This is a genomic window from Chitinophaga ginsengisoli (assembly GCF_003014595.1).
In the GTDB taxonomy this organism is placed as follows: Bacteria; Bacteroidota; Bacteroidia; order Chitinophagales; family Chitinophagaceae; genus Chitinophaga; species Chitinophaga ginsengisoli.
Window position 1 is genome coordinate 14,735 of record NZ_PYGK01000004.1, and the last position, 14,462, is coordinate 29,196.

The 14,462-nt window shown below is 44.0% G+C and carries 12 protein-coding genes, 2 tRNA genes and 1 pseudogene; 8 read left to right on the forward strand and 7 right to left on the reverse strand.

Annotated elements, in window-relative coordinates; all coding sequences use genetic code 11:
* Positions 1-107 precede the first annotated feature (107 nt).
* Together CLV42_RS10885 and CLV42_RS34590 are read left to right on the forward strand one after the other, a co-directional pair.
* Positions 108-413, forward strand: coding sequence for a hypothetical protein (locus CLV42_RS10885; protein ID WP_106601957.1), 306 nt, complete (start codon positions 108-110; stop codon positions 411-413).
* A pseudogene (locus CLV42_RS34590) lies at positions 410-1,240 on the forward strand (recombinase family protein); the annotation flags it as partial. The gene CLV42_RS10885 and the pseudogene CLV42_RS34590, both read left to right, overlap by 4 nt.
* 739 nt (positions 1,241-1,979) lie before the next feature.
* Here the strand turns inward: CLV42_RS34590 and CLV42_RS10900 are convergent.
* Positions 1,980-2,056, reverse strand: a tRNA-Asp gene (locus CLV42_RS10900).
* A gap of 211 nt (positions 2,057-2,267) precedes the next feature.
* On the opposite strand from CLV42_RS10900, the gene CLV42_RS10905 reads away from it, so the two are divergent.
* Positions 2,268-2,837 (forward strand): LOG family protein, encoded by a 570-nt coding sequence (locus CLV42_RS10905; RefSeq protein ID WP_106601959.1) that lies wholly within the window; start codon positions 2,268-2,270, stop codon positions 2,835-2,837.
* Between the two features lie 16 nt (positions 2,838-2,853).
* Here CLV42_RS10905 and CLV42_RS10910 read toward each other — a convergent pair whose 3' ends face one another.
* Together CLV42_RS10910 and CLV42_RS10915 are read right to left on the reverse strand one after the other, a co-directional pair.
* Complete coding sequence (locus CLV42_RS10910; protein WP_106601960.1) at positions 2,854-3,159, reverse strand: hypothetical protein; 306 nt, start codon at positions 3,157-3,159, stop codon at positions 2,854-2,856.
* Between the two features lie 103 nt (positions 3,160-3,262).
* Positions 3,263-3,721 carry a response regulator gene (locus CLV42_RS10915; RefSeq protein ID WP_170117466.1) on the reverse strand — a complete coding sequence of 153 codons (459 nt, stop codon included), beginning with the start codon at positions 3,719-3,721 and terminating at the stop codon, positions 3,263-3,265.
* Between the two features lie 256 nt (positions 3,722-3,977).
* Here CLV42_RS10915 and CLV42_RS10920 point away from each other — a divergent pair, with 256 nt between their 5' ends.
* Positions 3,978-4,253, forward strand: a complete 276-nt coding sequence (locus CLV42_RS10920) for a hypothetical protein (protein ID WP_106601962.1) — start codon at positions 3,978-3,980, stop codon at positions 4,251-4,253.
* A gap of 27 nt (positions 4,254-4,280) precedes the next feature.
* On the opposite strand, the gene CLV42_RS10925 is transcribed toward CLV42_RS10920, so the two are convergent.
* Entirely contained in the window at positions 4,281-5,615 is a 1,335-nt protein-coding gene (locus CLV42_RS10925; protein ID WP_106601963.1) for a S41 family peptidase, read from the reverse strand.
* An 82-nt stretch (positions 5,616-5,697) separates the two neighbouring features.
* Positions 5,698-5,771 (reverse strand) — tRNA-Asp (locus tag CLV42_RS10930).
* Positions 5,772-5,889: 118 nt separating this feature from the next.
* On the opposite strand from CLV42_RS10930, the gene CLV42_RS10935 reads away from it, so the two are divergent.
* Both CLV42_RS10935 and dapA read left to right on the forward strand, forming a co-directional pair.
* Positions 5,890-6,843: an acetyl-CoA carboxylase carboxyltransferase subunit alpha gene (locus CLV42_RS10935; RefSeq protein ID WP_106601964.1), complete on the forward strand. Its 954-nt coding sequence runs from the start codon at positions 5,890-5,892 to the stop codon at positions 6,841-6,843.
* 101 nt (positions 6,844-6,944) lie between these two features.
* Positions 6,945-7,823: a 4-hydroxy-tetrahydrodipicolinate synthase gene (dapA, locus tag CLV42_RS10940; RefSeq protein WP_106601965.1), complete on the forward strand. Its 879-nt coding sequence runs from the start codon at positions 6,945-6,947 to the stop codon at positions 7,821-7,823.
* 72 nt (positions 7,824-7,895) lie between these two features.
* On the opposite strand, the gene CLV42_RS10945 is transcribed toward dapA, so the two are convergent.
* Both CLV42_RS10945 and CLV42_RS10950 read right to left on the reverse strand, forming a co-directional pair.
* Positions 7,896-8,804: a ribonuclease Z gene (locus CLV42_RS10945; protein WP_106601966.1), complete on the reverse strand. Its 909-nt coding sequence runs from the start codon at positions 8,802-8,804 to the stop codon at positions 7,896-7,898.
* 104 nt (positions 8,805-8,908) lie between these two features.
* On the reverse strand, positions 8,909-9,283 hold the full coding sequence (locus tag CLV42_RS10950; protein WP_106601967.1) for an STAS domain-containing protein: 375 nt from the start codon (positions 9,281-9,283) through the stop codon (positions 8,909-8,911).
* Positions 9,284-9,478: 195 nt separating this feature from the next.
* Here CLV42_RS10950 and CLV42_RS10955 point away from each other — a divergent pair, with 195 nt between their 5' ends.
* Together CLV42_RS10955 and CLV42_RS10960 are read left to right on the forward strand one after the other, a co-directional pair.
* Positions 9,479-12,013 carry an ATP-dependent Clp protease ATP-binding subunit gene (locus CLV42_RS10955; RefSeq protein ID WP_106601968.1) on the forward strand — a complete coding sequence of 845 codons (2,535 nt, stop codon included), beginning with the start codon at positions 9,479-9,481 and terminating at the stop codon, positions 12,011-12,013.
* 558 nt (positions 12,014-12,571) lie between these two features.
* Positions 12,572-14,392 carry a beta strand repeat-containing protein gene (locus CLV42_RS10960; RefSeq protein WP_146154364.1) on the forward strand — a complete coding sequence of 607 codons (1,821 nt, stop codon included), beginning with the start codon at positions 12,572-12,574 and terminating at the stop codon, positions 14,390-14,392.
* Positions 14,393-14,462 lie beyond the last annotated feature (70 nt).

The window sequence follows — 14,462 nt, forward strand, 5'->3', positions numbered from 1 at the left end:
TTCATCTTACAATTCCATTCCAGAAAGCATGCAACCTGCTGTTTTTTGCTATATAAAAAGAGTTTCCTAATGTGCAATTTGATCACTTTGAAAATCAGAACAGGTATATGAAACCTACAGACAAACATGGTATTGATAAAAAAAGCAATTCCTATCCAAATAAACCTCGACCTCTGACACCGGAACTGCTGCGCAACAGTTCCGGCTTACATGACCTGACAGATGAACAGGCTGCGGAGGCTATAGAGAGTCTATATGCATTGGCCCGGATATTATTAACCGCAACTTTGCCTGAAAAATCAAATTCAATTGATAATCAATTTGTTGTAAATTGTAGAGGCATTGGCCAGAAAACCGAAAAGGTTGTCCCTTTACGCCCATTACCTAAAGACCAAAAAGATATAGCCGCATGAGTAGTATAACTTCATTTAGCAAATTTGGAAGATACCCGAAAAAGCATAAGACTATTGTTACACAGGAGATAGCTGTGGCCTATACTCGTGTATCTTCCAAAGAACAGGCCGACCATAACATGAGCCTTGTTACCCAAAGGACCGCCATAGATCAGTATAGTGAGCGGAAGAAGGTGCCTATTATTGCTTACTTCGGCGGTACTTATGAATCAGCAAAAACGGATGGCAGGAAGGAATTCCAGCGGATGTTGGATTTTATAAAAAAGAACAAAGGCAGGGTAAAGTACATTTTTGTGTTTACCCTGGACAGGTTTTCGCGTACGGGTGGCGCTGCCATCAAATTAAAGGATGATCTACGGGAAGAATTCGGGGTGCATATAGATGCAGTTACACAGCCGGCAGATACTTCATCCCCAAGTGGTGTATTACAGCAGGACGTACAGCTTATTTTTAGTCACCACGACAACCAGCTACGCAAGCTTAGAGCAGTATCCGGCATGAGGGACAAGTTTGCCGCAGGTATTTGGGTGACTAAGCCCCCGCAAGGCTATGATGTTGTTAAGATCAATGGTGAGCGCCGGATAGTAGTAAACGAGGATGGTAAAAAGCTGAGAAAAGCATTTGAGTGGAAAGCCGCAGATATGAAGAATGAGGAAATTATTTTAGGGCTAAGGGCAATGGGAGTAAAGATGTACAAGCAGCAACTGACCAAAATTTTTAAGAATCCTTTCTACTGTGGTGTTATCAATCATGGGCTTTTGGAAGGTAGGGTTGTGGAAGGTAATCATGAAAAGCTAATCAGCCGGGAAATGTTTTTAAAGATCAATAGCATCAATGAGCAATCAAGTGGATATGGAGTGCCTCATAAAAAGGAGAGGGAAACACTATCATTGAAGACATTTATTAAATGTGATCAATGCGGTGGCCCGTTTACAGGCTATGTAGTAAAGGCTAAGAACCTGTGGTATTATAAATGCCAGACAATCGGCTGTAAGTGCAACAGAAGTGCTAAACAAATGCATAAACTGTTTGAACAGCTATTGAACCAGTACACTATCCGTGAAGAGCTGACGGAGGCTTTAAAAATAGCGATGTTCCATAGCTATCATGAAATGACCGAGGGTAACAGGGAACAGGAGAAAGTATTAAAAGAGCAGCTTGCGGAGGTGGAGAAAAGGATAAACAATATAGAGGACAAATATTACGCGCTGGATGAAATGACCAAAGAAAAATTTCAGGAATTGTTTGGCCGGTATGATAAGGAAAGGAGTGGGATTGCCGAAGAATTGGGAAAATGCAGCTTTACCATATCGAACCTCGAAGAAAAGATAGATTATGTAGTTGATTTTTCCTCGAAGCTCGCTACAGTATGGCATTCCAGCGATACAGGCGTGAAAGAGAAAATACAAAAGCTGGTGTTTCCTGACGGAATTGTCTATGATCGTGAAAAAGGGCAATATCGAACCGAAAAAGTGAATTTTGTTTTTGCCCGGATTGCGCGACTGCAAAGGGATTGGACAGGAAAAGAAAAAGGGGACAGTCATTTTTTTGATGACTTGTCCCCTCTGGCGGACCAGACGGGACTCGAACCCGCGACCTCCGCCGTGACAGGGCGGCATTCTAACCAACTGAACTACTGATCCTTTTTGTTCGCCGGGGTGCAAATATTGTATAAATATTTCAAATGGACAAATTAATTGTTTATAACCATCTTTGCACCTGCCGGAAATGCCAGTTTGTGAAAGATATACCTGCTAACATTCTATTGTATAAGTGAGGGTAAATTGTTTGATAAAGCGCCTCCATCAGGACATTTGTCCTATTTGTGCTGTTATTTTTCACAATCTTTGCTCCATGAACAATATCGCTATATTTTGCGGATCTAATTTCGGAAATGATCCGATTTACACTAGTCTGACCAAGGAATTGGGCAATTGTATTGTAAAGAACAAGCTAAGGCTGATCTACGGCGGGGCTGCTGTCGGTTTGATGGGAGTAGTGGCCGACCAGGTATTATCATTGGGAGGAGAGGTGATTGGCGTATTGCCGGAAAAGATCTCCAATACCGAGATTGCGCACAAGCACCTCACCGAGTTGCATGTAGTGGCTACCATGCATGAGCGGAAGGCAATGATGGCGAATCTGGCCGATTGTTTTATAGCGATACCCGGTGGGATAGGCACCCTGGAAGAAATCATAGAAGTGTTCACCTGGGCGCAGTTGGGATTTCACAGTAAGCCTTGTGGCATCCTTAACGTGAACGGCTATTATGACAAGCTGCAGGAACTGTTGATGACGATGTGCGGCGCAGGATTTTTATCGGAATATCATATGAAGTCGCTGGTTTTTGATGATGATCCGGAAAGGTTGCTGAATACTGTGTTGCAACAGAAGGTAGTTTATCAGCCGAAATGGGTGAAGTAACAGCATATTTAGTCTTTCAGTTTGGGGATTGGTTTAATGGCGTCATTTTAACAGATATAAGCTGTAACACAATGATGCAATACTGAACCATGTCGTGAAATTCATGTTTCACATCTGCTACAAAAAGGTGAACATGCTGTGTATCGATTCTTGCACGTTGATCTTCATTTAAAAAGAAACCGCCATCAAAGAGATTGCCGGGTAAAGGCAGGAGGGGAATATCCACTTCGATATCTTTACAGTCTTCAAGCATGGGGCATTCACTATACCGGATAAATATTCTTTTGCTGATGATCCGGATCACTTCATCCTTCTTCTTCATCTGATAGGTTTAGGTAATAATATTGTTTCTATGCAGGCAGATATAACATGTTCCTGGTCTGCATAAGCAGGAAAGAATGGCAGATCACATGTAAAGTCCTGGGTCAGGATTTATTTAACTGTTGCTCGATTTTTCTTTGCAGTTCCGCAATCTCAAGTGGTTTTTTAATAATATCGTTAACACCTTGACGTATATAATCCTCATGGGAATTAAAATCCTTCTCTACAATCGTGATAACCGGCATTTTTCCCCCTCGCTCCCGTATGCCTGTTAACAGTGCCAGAGGATCGGTTGACAATGCTATGGAATAGATCACGAGATCAATTGATCTGGAAAGAGCCACCTTTAAGGTTTCCTCTGCATTGAGCGTAATTGTAACAGACACTCCGGTCCATTCAAGGTATTGCTTGAGCATCCTGGAGATGGCTATATTGTCTAAGGCAAGTAGCACGCGGGGCCCGGAAGGCTCTCCGAGGTCTTTTAAAAATGGGGGCCGGGGTATTGACGGGAATAGTTTAACGGGACTAGTCCACGTTCTCCGCCATTTAAGTGTCAGGAACATACGCAGCATTGTTTGATGAAAAAGGAAAGCTCTAAGTTGTTAAGGGTTATGATATTAAGAATTACCTCAAGAGAAATACAGGTCCCACCAAAGTTTCAACACTATCTATTATGCAATCTTGCCTGGAGCAAATATAAATTACTTAAATATTATTATTGATAATAGAAATAAAAAACTTACAAACATGTTGTTAAAATGTAATGGATAGGCATTTGCTTTTACTTTATGGAAGTAAAATAGTTCAGAATCTATTATAATGGCGGCCAAGAAATCAGGATATGAAACAATTAAGATACTCATCGAAGGAGATCATATCAAACAGTTTGATCAGATATTCGATACTGTTTCCCGTACCAACATGGCGAAGGATCTGGGCATGAATTACCAGACGTTTGTCTACAGGTTAAACCGTCCTATTGCCTTTACATTGGAGCAGTTAATTGCCATAGCTAATCTTATCGGTGTTGAACGCCGTGTCATTGTTGATCTCGTTATCAAGCAGGTAGATGCTAAAAAGAAGGGTAAGTCTTAGTTTCCCCGGAGATCCCTTTGCCTGATCCTACTCAGCAATAAGTTCCAGCGCACGAGCCATTAACACATCTTTGCCCATCAAAACATCTCCTATAGCAGGGAGGATTGGATACGCAGGTATGATACCATGTCCATCGTTGTTTCCATTGGTGATTTGAAACGTAGTGGTGGAAATAAAACCTCTTATATGTGTGTTAGGAAGTGAGATTTCTGTAGGATCGCCGCTGATGATATGCTTATTACCCCCTGTTTCTTCTCCTATGAAGACGGCTCTTTTATCCCTTTCCAGACAGGCACTTACAATGGCGGTATTGGAAAAACTACCACCGTTAATGAGCACAAATAACTTTCCGGTAAAATGATTGGTTTTAGGCTGAATGACTCTCGATTCTTCCCCGTTCAATAGGTATCTGGCCGGGTTGAGTAACAAATAGGACAAGAGGTAACGCCCTGGTTCAAAATCTCCACCCTGGTTATCGCGTAAGTCCAGGATAAGGTTGGTGGTCTGATCGCGTTTTAATACTGTAAAGACGCTATCTATCAGCGCTGTATAGTCTTGCTTATAACGTGATTGAAGCAAGTCTGGGTCGAAACTTTTAATAGTAAGAATGGCAGTAGTCCCATCTTTAATTTTTTCCAGTGTAATTCCACGATCTGTTGTAACAGGATAGCGGCTTTGATGGATGAACTTTATACTGTCCTTTGTCAAGGCTGTTATCTGCTTTTTTTGAAGCTCTCCTTTCTGGTTCCTTAGTTCAAGGAAGAATTGAGCAGGGAGGCCGTAAGCAAAACTATAATAAGCAGCGAAATAATGATTCAATATCCAGATAGGGTAGGTTTGGTTGTATCCATCCCTGATTTGCCGTTTTAACAGTTGTGACATGATGGTATCTATCCCTTCTCCATTAATCCTTACAATCTCTTCTCCTTTTTCAATGCTGCTGTCAGCTGAGTTATTTTCAACAATATGAAGCTTTCCATTTAGGTAAGTCAGGGTGAAAGGAAGGAATCTGCCCTTTTTGTTGTTATGGTCAGTTGTCGCCTCACTGGGTAAAAGCATGGTATGTCCGTCACCAATCTTAGCATGCAGCAGGGTAATTAAACGAAAAAATCTTTGCTCATCCATCGGTCTGTCAATGGAATGGTAAAGACTGTCAAAAAAAATATTAAGCGCAGGTTTGGATGTATAACGGTAGAGTCCCGGATGTATTTTTTCCAATTTTCTTTTCAGAAACTGTAGATCAGCTTTTAACTCATTTTGATTGTAAATCCGGTTTGTGGCTGATAATTGCGTTTGTCCGAGGACAGCAACAGGGCTGAAAAGTAACAACAGCGGCAGGCAGATCAGAGGGATTCGTGGCATATCTAAAAGGGCATCAGGGTAAAAGCAGAGAGTTGTATAAAACGAAAAAATCCGCTGCTATAGCGGATTTTTTCGTTCCTTGCGGACCAGACGGGACTCGAACCCGCGACCTCCGCCGTGACAGGGCGGCATTCTAACCAACTGAACTACTGATCCTTCCCTTGTTTTCGGGGCAGCAAAGATAGGAACAAAGCCATCAATTATGCAAATCTTTTTTAAAAAATATTTTAGCGTTTATCTTTACATCGTTCTTTAACCAATTTTATACATAAATATGCAATTCCTGGATTTTGAGAAACCTATTGAGGACCTGTATGATCAGTTGGAAAAACTGAAAGAGAATGGAGCAAAGTCAGGTGTAGACGTTACCGCCACTGTAAAGGAGTACGAGCAGAAGATTGCCGCTACCCGCCTGGAAGTATACGAGCACCTTACCAGTTACCAGAAGGTACTGCTCAGCAGGCATCCTGATAGGCCCTATACCCTGGCGTACATTGAGAAAATGTGTACCAATTTCGTGGAGCTGCATGGCGACAGGAATGTGAAGGATGATAAGGCCATGGTCGGTGGTTTTGCTGAACTGGATGGAGAAACCGTCATGTTCATTGGTCAGCAGAAGGGTATCAATACCAAAATGCGCCAGATCCGCAACTTCGGTATGGCGAACCCAGAAGGTTACAGAAAGGCGCTGCGCCTGATGAAACTGGCTGAAAAGTTCAATAAGCCTATTGTTACCCTGATAGATACTCCCGGTGCTTATCCTGGTCTCGAAGCGGAAGAGCGCGGACAAGGTGAAGCAATTGCCCGTAACATATTCGAAATGGTGAAGCTGCGGGTGCCCGTGATCTGCATCATTATCGGGGAAGGTGCTTCTGGTGGAGCGCTGGGTATCGGTATCGGCGACAGGATCCTGATGCTGGAAAACAGCTGGTATACAGTGATCTCTCCTGAAAACTGTTCTACTATCCTCTGGCGTAGCTGGAACTTTAAGGAAAAGGCAGCAGAAGAACTGAAGCTGACATCAGACCATATGAGCCGGTTTGGCCTGGTAGATGGCGTTATCAAAGAGCCACTGGGCGGTGCGCATGTGAATCAGGACGAAATGGCATCAATTCTGAAAAAGGCCATCAAAGACACCCTGGCAGAACTGAAAAAGATCGATGCTGATACCCGTATCGAGCAACGTATCGATAAGTTCAGCAACATGGGATTTTTCGACGAACGCTAAAATTATTTTGTCATATACCATTCCAAATTGTCATCTTTGCACCACCTTTAGATGGATAAAGAGGGCGATTTGGAATTTGTTATCTGGAATTTTCACAAAATATGGAACAATTGAGAGGCACCGGTGTAGCACTGGTTACGCCCTTTAAAAAAGACGAAAGCATCGACTGGAATGCTTTGGAAAAAGTGATTGATCATGTGATTTCCGGCGGGGTTGACTATGTAGTATCCCTGGGGACGACCGGAGAAACTCCTACACTAAGCGCAGAAGAGAAGCTGGACATTATAAAGTTCACCTTCGAAAAGGTAAATAAGCGCGTACCGGTGGTAATAGGTATTGGTGACTACAATACCCGCGATGTTGTCAAGCGGTTGGAATCCTGCCCGCTGGATCAGGCTGCAGCGGTATTGAGCGTTGCGCCTTACTACAGCAAGCCAAGCCAGGAAGGGTTGTTCCAACATTACAAAGCAGTAGCAGCTGCCTCTCCAAAACCGATCATCCTCTATAATGTACCAGGCAGGACTGGCCGTAATATGACAGCGCAGACTACCTTGAGGCTGGCAAATGAAGTGCCTAACATCGTTGCCATGAAGGAAGCCAGCGGAGATATGATACAGTGCATGCAGATCATCAAGGATAAGCCGAAAGGTTTCCTGGTGGTGAGTGGCGATGACGCATTGGCATTCCCTCAGATCGCTACCGGTATGGATGGTCTGATCTCTGTTGCCGCCAACTATTTTGCGAAAGACACAGCGGCAATGGTGAAGGCTGCGCTGGCAAATGATATTCCTACAGCTCGTGAACTGCATTACAAATTGCAGGACTCATTTGATCTGATGTTTGAAGAAAACAATCCTGCCGGCGTAAAAGCATTTATGGCAGAAGCAGGTCTTATTGAGAATGTTTTCCGCCTGCCGGTGGTGCCGGTAAGCGCCGGATTGCATAGCCGCATAGCTGCTTTCAGGAAAAATTACAAGTAAAACCAGGTATTGGTAAGAAATAATGATCCCCGTTCTGCTGAGCAGGACGGGGATCTGTATTTTAAGCGGTGGTTAAATGATAAAGGTAGCCCCTTCGGTGGCCACATCGGAATTGGGGAATATCTCCCGGCATTCCTCTTCAAAGCATGTCAGGTCTGTGTACTTGGAAGAAAAGTGTCCGACTATCAGGCGGTGGGCATGGGCCTTTAATGCCAGGGTGGCTGCCTGTACGGTGGTGCTGTGAAACCGTTCTGCCGCTCTTTCCGCCAGGGCATGTAAATATGTCGTTTCATGGTAGACCAGATCTGCGTTGTGGGCAAACCGGACCAGTTCCTCAGAATACGCCGTATCGGCATAGAAAACATACTTTTTCTCTCTGGGAGGAGGCAGGGTCACCCAGTCATTTTTAACCAGAAATCCGTCTTTCCGTTGATAGTCAGCTCCCTCCTGGAGTTTTGAATAGTAAGCTGCCGGTATCTCATACACTTTGGCCTGCTCGGGGAGGAGCTTGCGTTTCCGTTTCTGCATTTCGAATATAAACCCATAGCAGGGAATACGGTGTATGGTAGGAAAGAAGCTGACATTCAGGTCCTTATCGCTCAGGATGAGTCCCTGGTTCTCTTCCAGCAGGGGTACAAACTGCAGTTCAAACTGGAATATGGTACCGGAACATTGCATTTGCAGCTGGATAATAGCCTCCAGCTCGGGCGGGGCGAATATAGTCAATGGCTCCTTCCGGCCAAGGAGATTTAAGCTGTTTAAAAGGCCAATAAGGCCGAAATAATGATCTCCGTGAAGATGACTGATGAAGATGTATCTCAGGCGGCTGCTTTTGATCTTATAGCGCGCAAATTGCAATTGTGTTCCTTCTCCGCAATCAACCAGTATCAGCTGATCATTACAAGTGATAATCTGAGCTGTTGGATGTCTTTCTAGCGTGGGGAGAGCCGAATTGTTGCCTAAAATGGTGACTGCAAACATGAACGAAAATAAATAATTACTAAAATCGCCTATTTATTCCGGGAGATGGAATGTATTTCCACATTACGGAAAAATATGGCACCAATATGTGAGTAGTGAAAGAATTATTCTTCATCCTGCATCAGTTCTCTCTCATAATCTTCCATCATTACGAGGTCAATAGCCTCTAACATAGTAGGAGCAAGGTTATAGACTGTTTCGTCCGCTGCTTTAATCTCATTTGTTAAAGTGCTGTTAAGGCCGGTAAGTGCACATGACATTCCGCCGTTATATAGCTGATGGTATACTGTTAAAATGGCTTCCAGCCCTGCATGATCGGCTTTTTCCACTAATGCCATGTCCAGTATAAGGTTGCGGCCTTCCAGATCTGGTAATTCCGACACCTCTTTAGTAAACCTGGCTGACAAATTAGCATCCAGAGTGGTAATTTGAGGCTGTACAATCAATATTTTTTCTTTGGTATCAATTTTGAATTCCATAAGCAAGATTTTCTTTTATAAGTTAGTAGATAAGTAATCGGGAATCCTGCCAAATAACAGCCTTCTTTCTTACTTCACCGGCCTTAATTGTATACTTATACTATTAAAGTGTTAGGGTAAAGGTAAATCAAAATTATTTGCTAATATTGTATAAGCAAGTCCCCGTAAGGGTTTTAATAATTTAATATTCTCACAATGGACCAGAATTTTTCACCGCAAGTAAAGGAGATCATTTCGTTTAGCAGAGAGGAAGCTTTACGCTTGGGGAATGATTTCATCGGCACAGAGCACCTGCTGCTAGGCATAATTCGAGAAGGGGAAGGGACAGCTGTTAAAATTCTGCAGGCTTTAAATGTAGACCTTTATGAATTGCGTAAGGAGGTTGAATTGGCCGTAAAAGATAAAACAGGAAAAAATATCGCCAACATCAACAGTCTACCGCTTACAAGGCAGGCGGAAAAGGTAATACGCGTTACCGTGCTCGAAGCGAAGGCCCTGAAAAGCCCGACAGTTGAAACCGAGCACTTAATGCTTTCGATCCTCAAGAATAAAGAAAACGTTTGTACACAAATCTTACAACAGTTTGACGTGGATTACGACACTTTTAAAAACGAACTGGGCTTCGTAAAATCTGCTGATCCCAAAGCGGAGTTTGATGATCCTGGAGAAGAGGAATTTGAAGATGAGCGTAAAAGCTTTGCCTCCAAGGCCAAACAGACAAATACGAAGTCTAAGACCCCGGTGCTGGACAATTTCGGCAGGGACATTACCAAGCTGGCCGAGAGTGGCAGCCTTGACCCCATAGTGGGTCGCGAGCAGGAAATTGAGCGTGTATCGCAGATATTGTCCCGCCGTAAAAAGAACAATCCGATCCTCATCGGGGAACCGGGCGTTGGTAAGACAGCTATCGTGGAAGGCCTCGCACTGCGTATCGTGCAGCGTAAGGTATCCCGCGTACTGTTCGATAAACGTGTGGTAAGCCTCGATCTGGCAGCCCTCGTGGCAGGTACCAAGTACCGCGGACAGTTCGAAGAAAGGATGAAAGCCATCATGAATGAGCTGGAAAAGAATCGCGACGTAATACTTTTCATAGATGAGATCCACACCATCGTAGGTGCTGGCGGCGCTTCAGGTTCCCTGGATGCTTCCAATATCTTCAAGCCTGCTCTGGCACGTGGAGAACTCCAATGCATCGGTGCCTCCACCCTGGATGAGTACAGGATGTATATCGAGAAAGACGGTGCATTAGACCGCCGTTTCCAGAAAGTAATGGTAGATCCTCCAACCGTGGATGAAACTATTCAGATCCTGAATAACATCAAACCACGCTACGAAGAATACCATAACGTAAGTTATTCCGATGATGCAATTGAAGCGTGCGTTAAACTTAGCGATCGCTATATGACAGACCGTCTCCTGCCTGACAAGGCTATCGACGTACTGGATGAAGTGGGCGCAAGAGTGCACCTCAAAAACATCAACGTACCTCAGAATATCCTCGACCTGGAAAAACAGATCGAAGATATCAAGCAGGAAAAAAACAAAGTAGTAAAGAGCCAGCGTTTTGAAGAAGCTGCTGCGCTGCGTGATACAGAGAAGAAACTGGGAGAAGACCTGGAGCGTGCAAAGAACGTGTGGGAAGAAGAAGTGAAGCATAAACGCTACCCGATCGATGAAGAAGCAATCGCAGAAGTAGTAAGCATGATGACAGGTATTCCTGTTAAACGTATGGTACAGGCTGAAACTGAAAAGCTCCGCCGCATGGGTGAAGACCTGAAGGGCGCTGTAGTTGGACAGGATGAAGCAATCACCAAAGTGACCAAAGCGATTCAGCGTAACAGGGTAGGGTTGAAAGATCCTAAGAAACCAATCGGTACATTCATCTTCCTCGGACCTACCGGGGTTGGTAAAACCGAGCTGGCAAAATCCCTCGCACGTTATATGTTCGACTCTGAAGATAGCCTGGTGCGTATCGACATGAGTGAATATATGGAGAAGTTCTCTGTAAGCCGACTGATTGGTGCGCCTCCGGGATATGTAGGTTATGAAGAAGGTGGTCAGCTGACTGAAAAAGTTCGCCGTAAACCTTACTCTGTAATCCTCCTGGATGAAATTGAAAAAGCACACCCTGATATTTACAATATCCTGTTACAGGTATTGGATGATGGTATCCTGACTGATGGTCTGGGCCGTAAGGTAGACTTCAAGAATACACTCATCATCATGACCTCTAACATCGGTGTTCGTCAGTTGAAAGACTTCGGTGCAGGTGTTGGTTTCACTACCAGCGCAAAAGCAACCAGCGAAGAAGACAATACCAAATCAGTGATTGAAAAAGCACTGAAACGTACCTTCTCACCTGAGTTCCTGAACCGTATTGACGATGTGATCATATTCAACTCGCTGAGCAAAGAGCATATCTATACTATCATAGATATCACTATGCAGAGCGTGCTGAAACGCCTGAACAACCTGGGCTTCAGCCTGGAACTGACAGACGAGGCCAAAGGCTTCCTGGCAGAGAAAGGTTACGATCAGCAGTTCGGTGCCCGTCCGCTGCACAGAGCCATCCAGAAATACCTGGAAGATCCTCTGGCTGAGGAAATACTGAATATGAACATTCATAACGGAGATGTATTGCTGGCAGATCTTGACAAGGAAAATCAGAAACTGATCTTCACTTTAAAGAACTCTCCAAAGAGCAATAAATCCGAAAAATCAGAAGCATAAACAATAAGCCATAGTTGATAGAAATTGTTTTTGATAGAAATCCCGGACTTAACGTCCGGGATTTTTTTTATCTATTTATTTGGATCGTCTGGATAAATATACCCAACGCTATAACATAAACGTGGTATTTCGGGCATTACTCTCCGAGATAAGAATGACAGCGATGCGGTTTGTTTTTGTATTTGGAAAAGAATTAAATGATAATCAATCATATATGAAATTGCTGTGGCTGTCAAAATCATACGTTCATGTCATAAGAATAATATTATTAATATTAGATATTTGCACTATGCAAAGTGGGACATCCACAATAGATGGTACAAGACTCGTAAACGACAAGTGAACACATCCAATCTTTCTTAACCAACCTTTTTTTAACCAGTCTTCATACTGTAAAACCAAAGCCTGTGCAAACGGAGTAATAGTCAAATAGGTTTGCCTTAAAAGCGGATAAACTGTAATGGCTGCTATGCGCATAATAGGTGCGTGTTTTCGTTTGCAGGAAAAAATCATGGTAATTATTTATTAACGGATAAAAAATCTATCTATCCCTATACTATGAAATTAGTTATACGCAACACTTCACGCACACTCCTTTTAGCTGGAGGCATGGTCCTGACAGCTACAGCAGTTCAGGCACAGATGAAAATCGGTGACAATCCTTCCCAGATCACCAAATCAGCTATTTTGGAGCTGAGCAGCAACAAGCAGGGTCTCTTGCTGCCAAGAGTTCCAAACTTCACAGCTATCGATGCTGCTATCGGTACTGATGCTGTAGATGGTATGATCGTATACCTGGCCAGCGGTACTACTACCGAAGGTGTATACATGAGAAAGGGCGGCGCCTGGGTAAAAATTGCCAGCACAGCTGATGCGCTGGCCAACTGGAGTCTGAAAGGAAATACTGGTACTACAGCTGCTGATTATCTCGGTACAGCTGATGCTAATCCGCTCTCCATCCGTACAAACGGCGTTGAAGCCATTGGAGTACAGGCTGACAGACAGTTGAAATTTTCTACTGTAAACCAGGACAATACACTGTTGGATGTATTGATGATCAGCGCTACAGGTATCGTTTCAAAAAGAACATTACCTCAGACTGCTTTCAAAGCGCTGGCAGCTAATATCTTTGCTAATGCCGATTCCGCACATGCGTCTTTCAACATTGCTGAAAACACCACTACCGGAGAAATTACAGTAAATGCGCCTATTATGGCTCCTACTGCCACTGCTCCTTATGGTTTCCTGAAAAAAACTGACTGGGATAAATTACAGGCCCTGGCAAGCGGTACTAACCTGTCTATTGCTGACTTCATTACAGCGATCGCTGCTGGTCAGGAAAACAGGGGTGGCCGTATTACTTACGATCCGCTCACTGCCAGCTATAAACTGGAACTGACTGCTGCCAGCGCTACTCTGGCGGGTATCGTAACCACCGGTGCACAGACCTTCGGTGGCGATAAGACCTTCAACGGTGCTGTAAATGTAGGTACTACCTTAGGTGTTACCGGTGCAGCTACCCTCGGCAATACACTGACTGTAACAGGTGCTTCTGTACTGAACGGTGCTACCACAGTTAACAATACACTCGGCGTAACCGGTGCAACTACCCTGGGTAATGACCTCAGCGTATCAGGTGCTACTACATTGAATACACTGGCAGTTTCCAATGCTACTACTCTCAACGGTGCGCTGACACTGAACAGTGTGGCGAATGCCGCTACCGCTGCATCTTATGATGTGCTGGTACGTGAAGGTAGCACTGTTACCAAAAGACCATTCGACCTGGATGCTATCGCCAAAGCGATCCGTACTATCCAGGCCGGTACTGGTACTACCAGCAATGTAAACGTTGCATTTAAAACAGATAGTGTTGGTGCAAACTTCGACATACAGGCAACTGCCAATGACGTGTCTTTCAACCTGCCTAACGCAAGCGCTGTAGATGCATCTCATACTGCTGCTCAACGAGGTGTGGTATCTACCGGCAACCAGAGCTTTGCTGGTAACAAGAGCTTCGCAGCTGCTGTTGCTGTAGGTAAAACCACTCAGGCCGGCTCTACTCTGGATGTGAATGGTTCTGTGCAGATGAGAATTACAAAGACCACTACTTCATACGCAATTACCGATACTGACAACACAGTACTGGCAGATGCTACCAGCGGTGCACTGACCATCACATTGCCTACTCCTTCTGCTGCTATTGCCGGCCGTATCTACACCATCAAAAAGATCGGTACAGGTGATATTAACAACGCAGTTACAGTACAGCCAAGTGCTGGTACAATTGAAGGTGGCGCCAACTATATGATCTACAACGACTGGACCTTCATCACCATTCAGACTGATGGCACCAATTGGTATATCATCAGGAAATAATGTAATGTAATTTAACAGGAGTAGCGAAAGGCACTCCTGTTAAATTTATTATTGCTAACATCTCCTGAAA

Excerpts from the sequence above, each read along its gene's own strand:
- CLV42_RS10885 (WP_106601957.1), top strand. The coding sequence starts at position 108 with ATGAAACCTACAGACAAACATGGTATTGATAAAAAAAGCAATTCCTAT.
- CLV42_RS10905 (WP_106601959.1), top strand. The coding sequence starts at position 2,268 with ATGAACAATATCGCTATATTTTGCGGATCTAATTTCGGAAATGATCCG.
- CLV42_RS10910 (WP_106601960.1), bottom strand. The coding sequence starts at position 3,159 with ATGAAGAAGAAGGATGAAGTGATCCGGATCATCAGCAAAAGAATATTT.
- CLV42_RS10915 (WP_170117466.1), bottom strand. The coding sequence starts at position 3,721 with ATGTTCCTGACACTTAAATGGCGGAGAACGTGGACTAGTCCCGTTAAA.
- CLV42_RS10920 (WP_106601962.1), top strand. The coding sequence starts at position 3,978 with ATGGCGGCCAAGAAATCAGGATATGAAACAATTAAGATACTCATCGAA.
- CLV42_RS10925 (WP_106601963.1), bottom strand. The coding sequence starts at position 5,615 with ATGCCACGAATCCCTCTGATCTGCCTGCCGCTGTTGTTACTTTTCAGC.
- CLV42_RS10935 (WP_106601964.1), top strand. The coding sequence starts at position 5,890 with ATGCAATTCCTGGATTTTGAGAAACCTATTGAGGACCTGTATGATCAG.
- dapA (WP_106601965.1), top strand. The coding sequence starts at position 6,945 with ATGGAACAATTGAGAGGCACCGGTGTAGCACTGGTTACGCCCTTTAAA.
- CLV42_RS10945 (WP_106601966.1), bottom strand. The coding sequence starts at position 8,804 with ATGTTTGCAGTCACCATTTTAGGCAACAATTCGGCTCTCCCCACGCTA.
- CLV42_RS10950 (WP_106601967.1), bottom strand. The coding sequence starts at position 9,283 with ATGGAATTCAAAATTGATACCAAAGAAAAAATATTGATTGTACAGCCT.
- CLV42_RS10955 (WP_106601968.1), top strand. The coding sequence starts at position 9,479 with ATGGACCAGAATTTTTCACCGCAAGTAAAGGAGATCATTTCGTTTAGC.
- CLV42_RS10960 (WP_146154364.1), top strand. The coding sequence starts at position 12,572 with ATGAAATTAGTTATACGCAACACTTCACGCACACTCCTTTTAGCTGGA.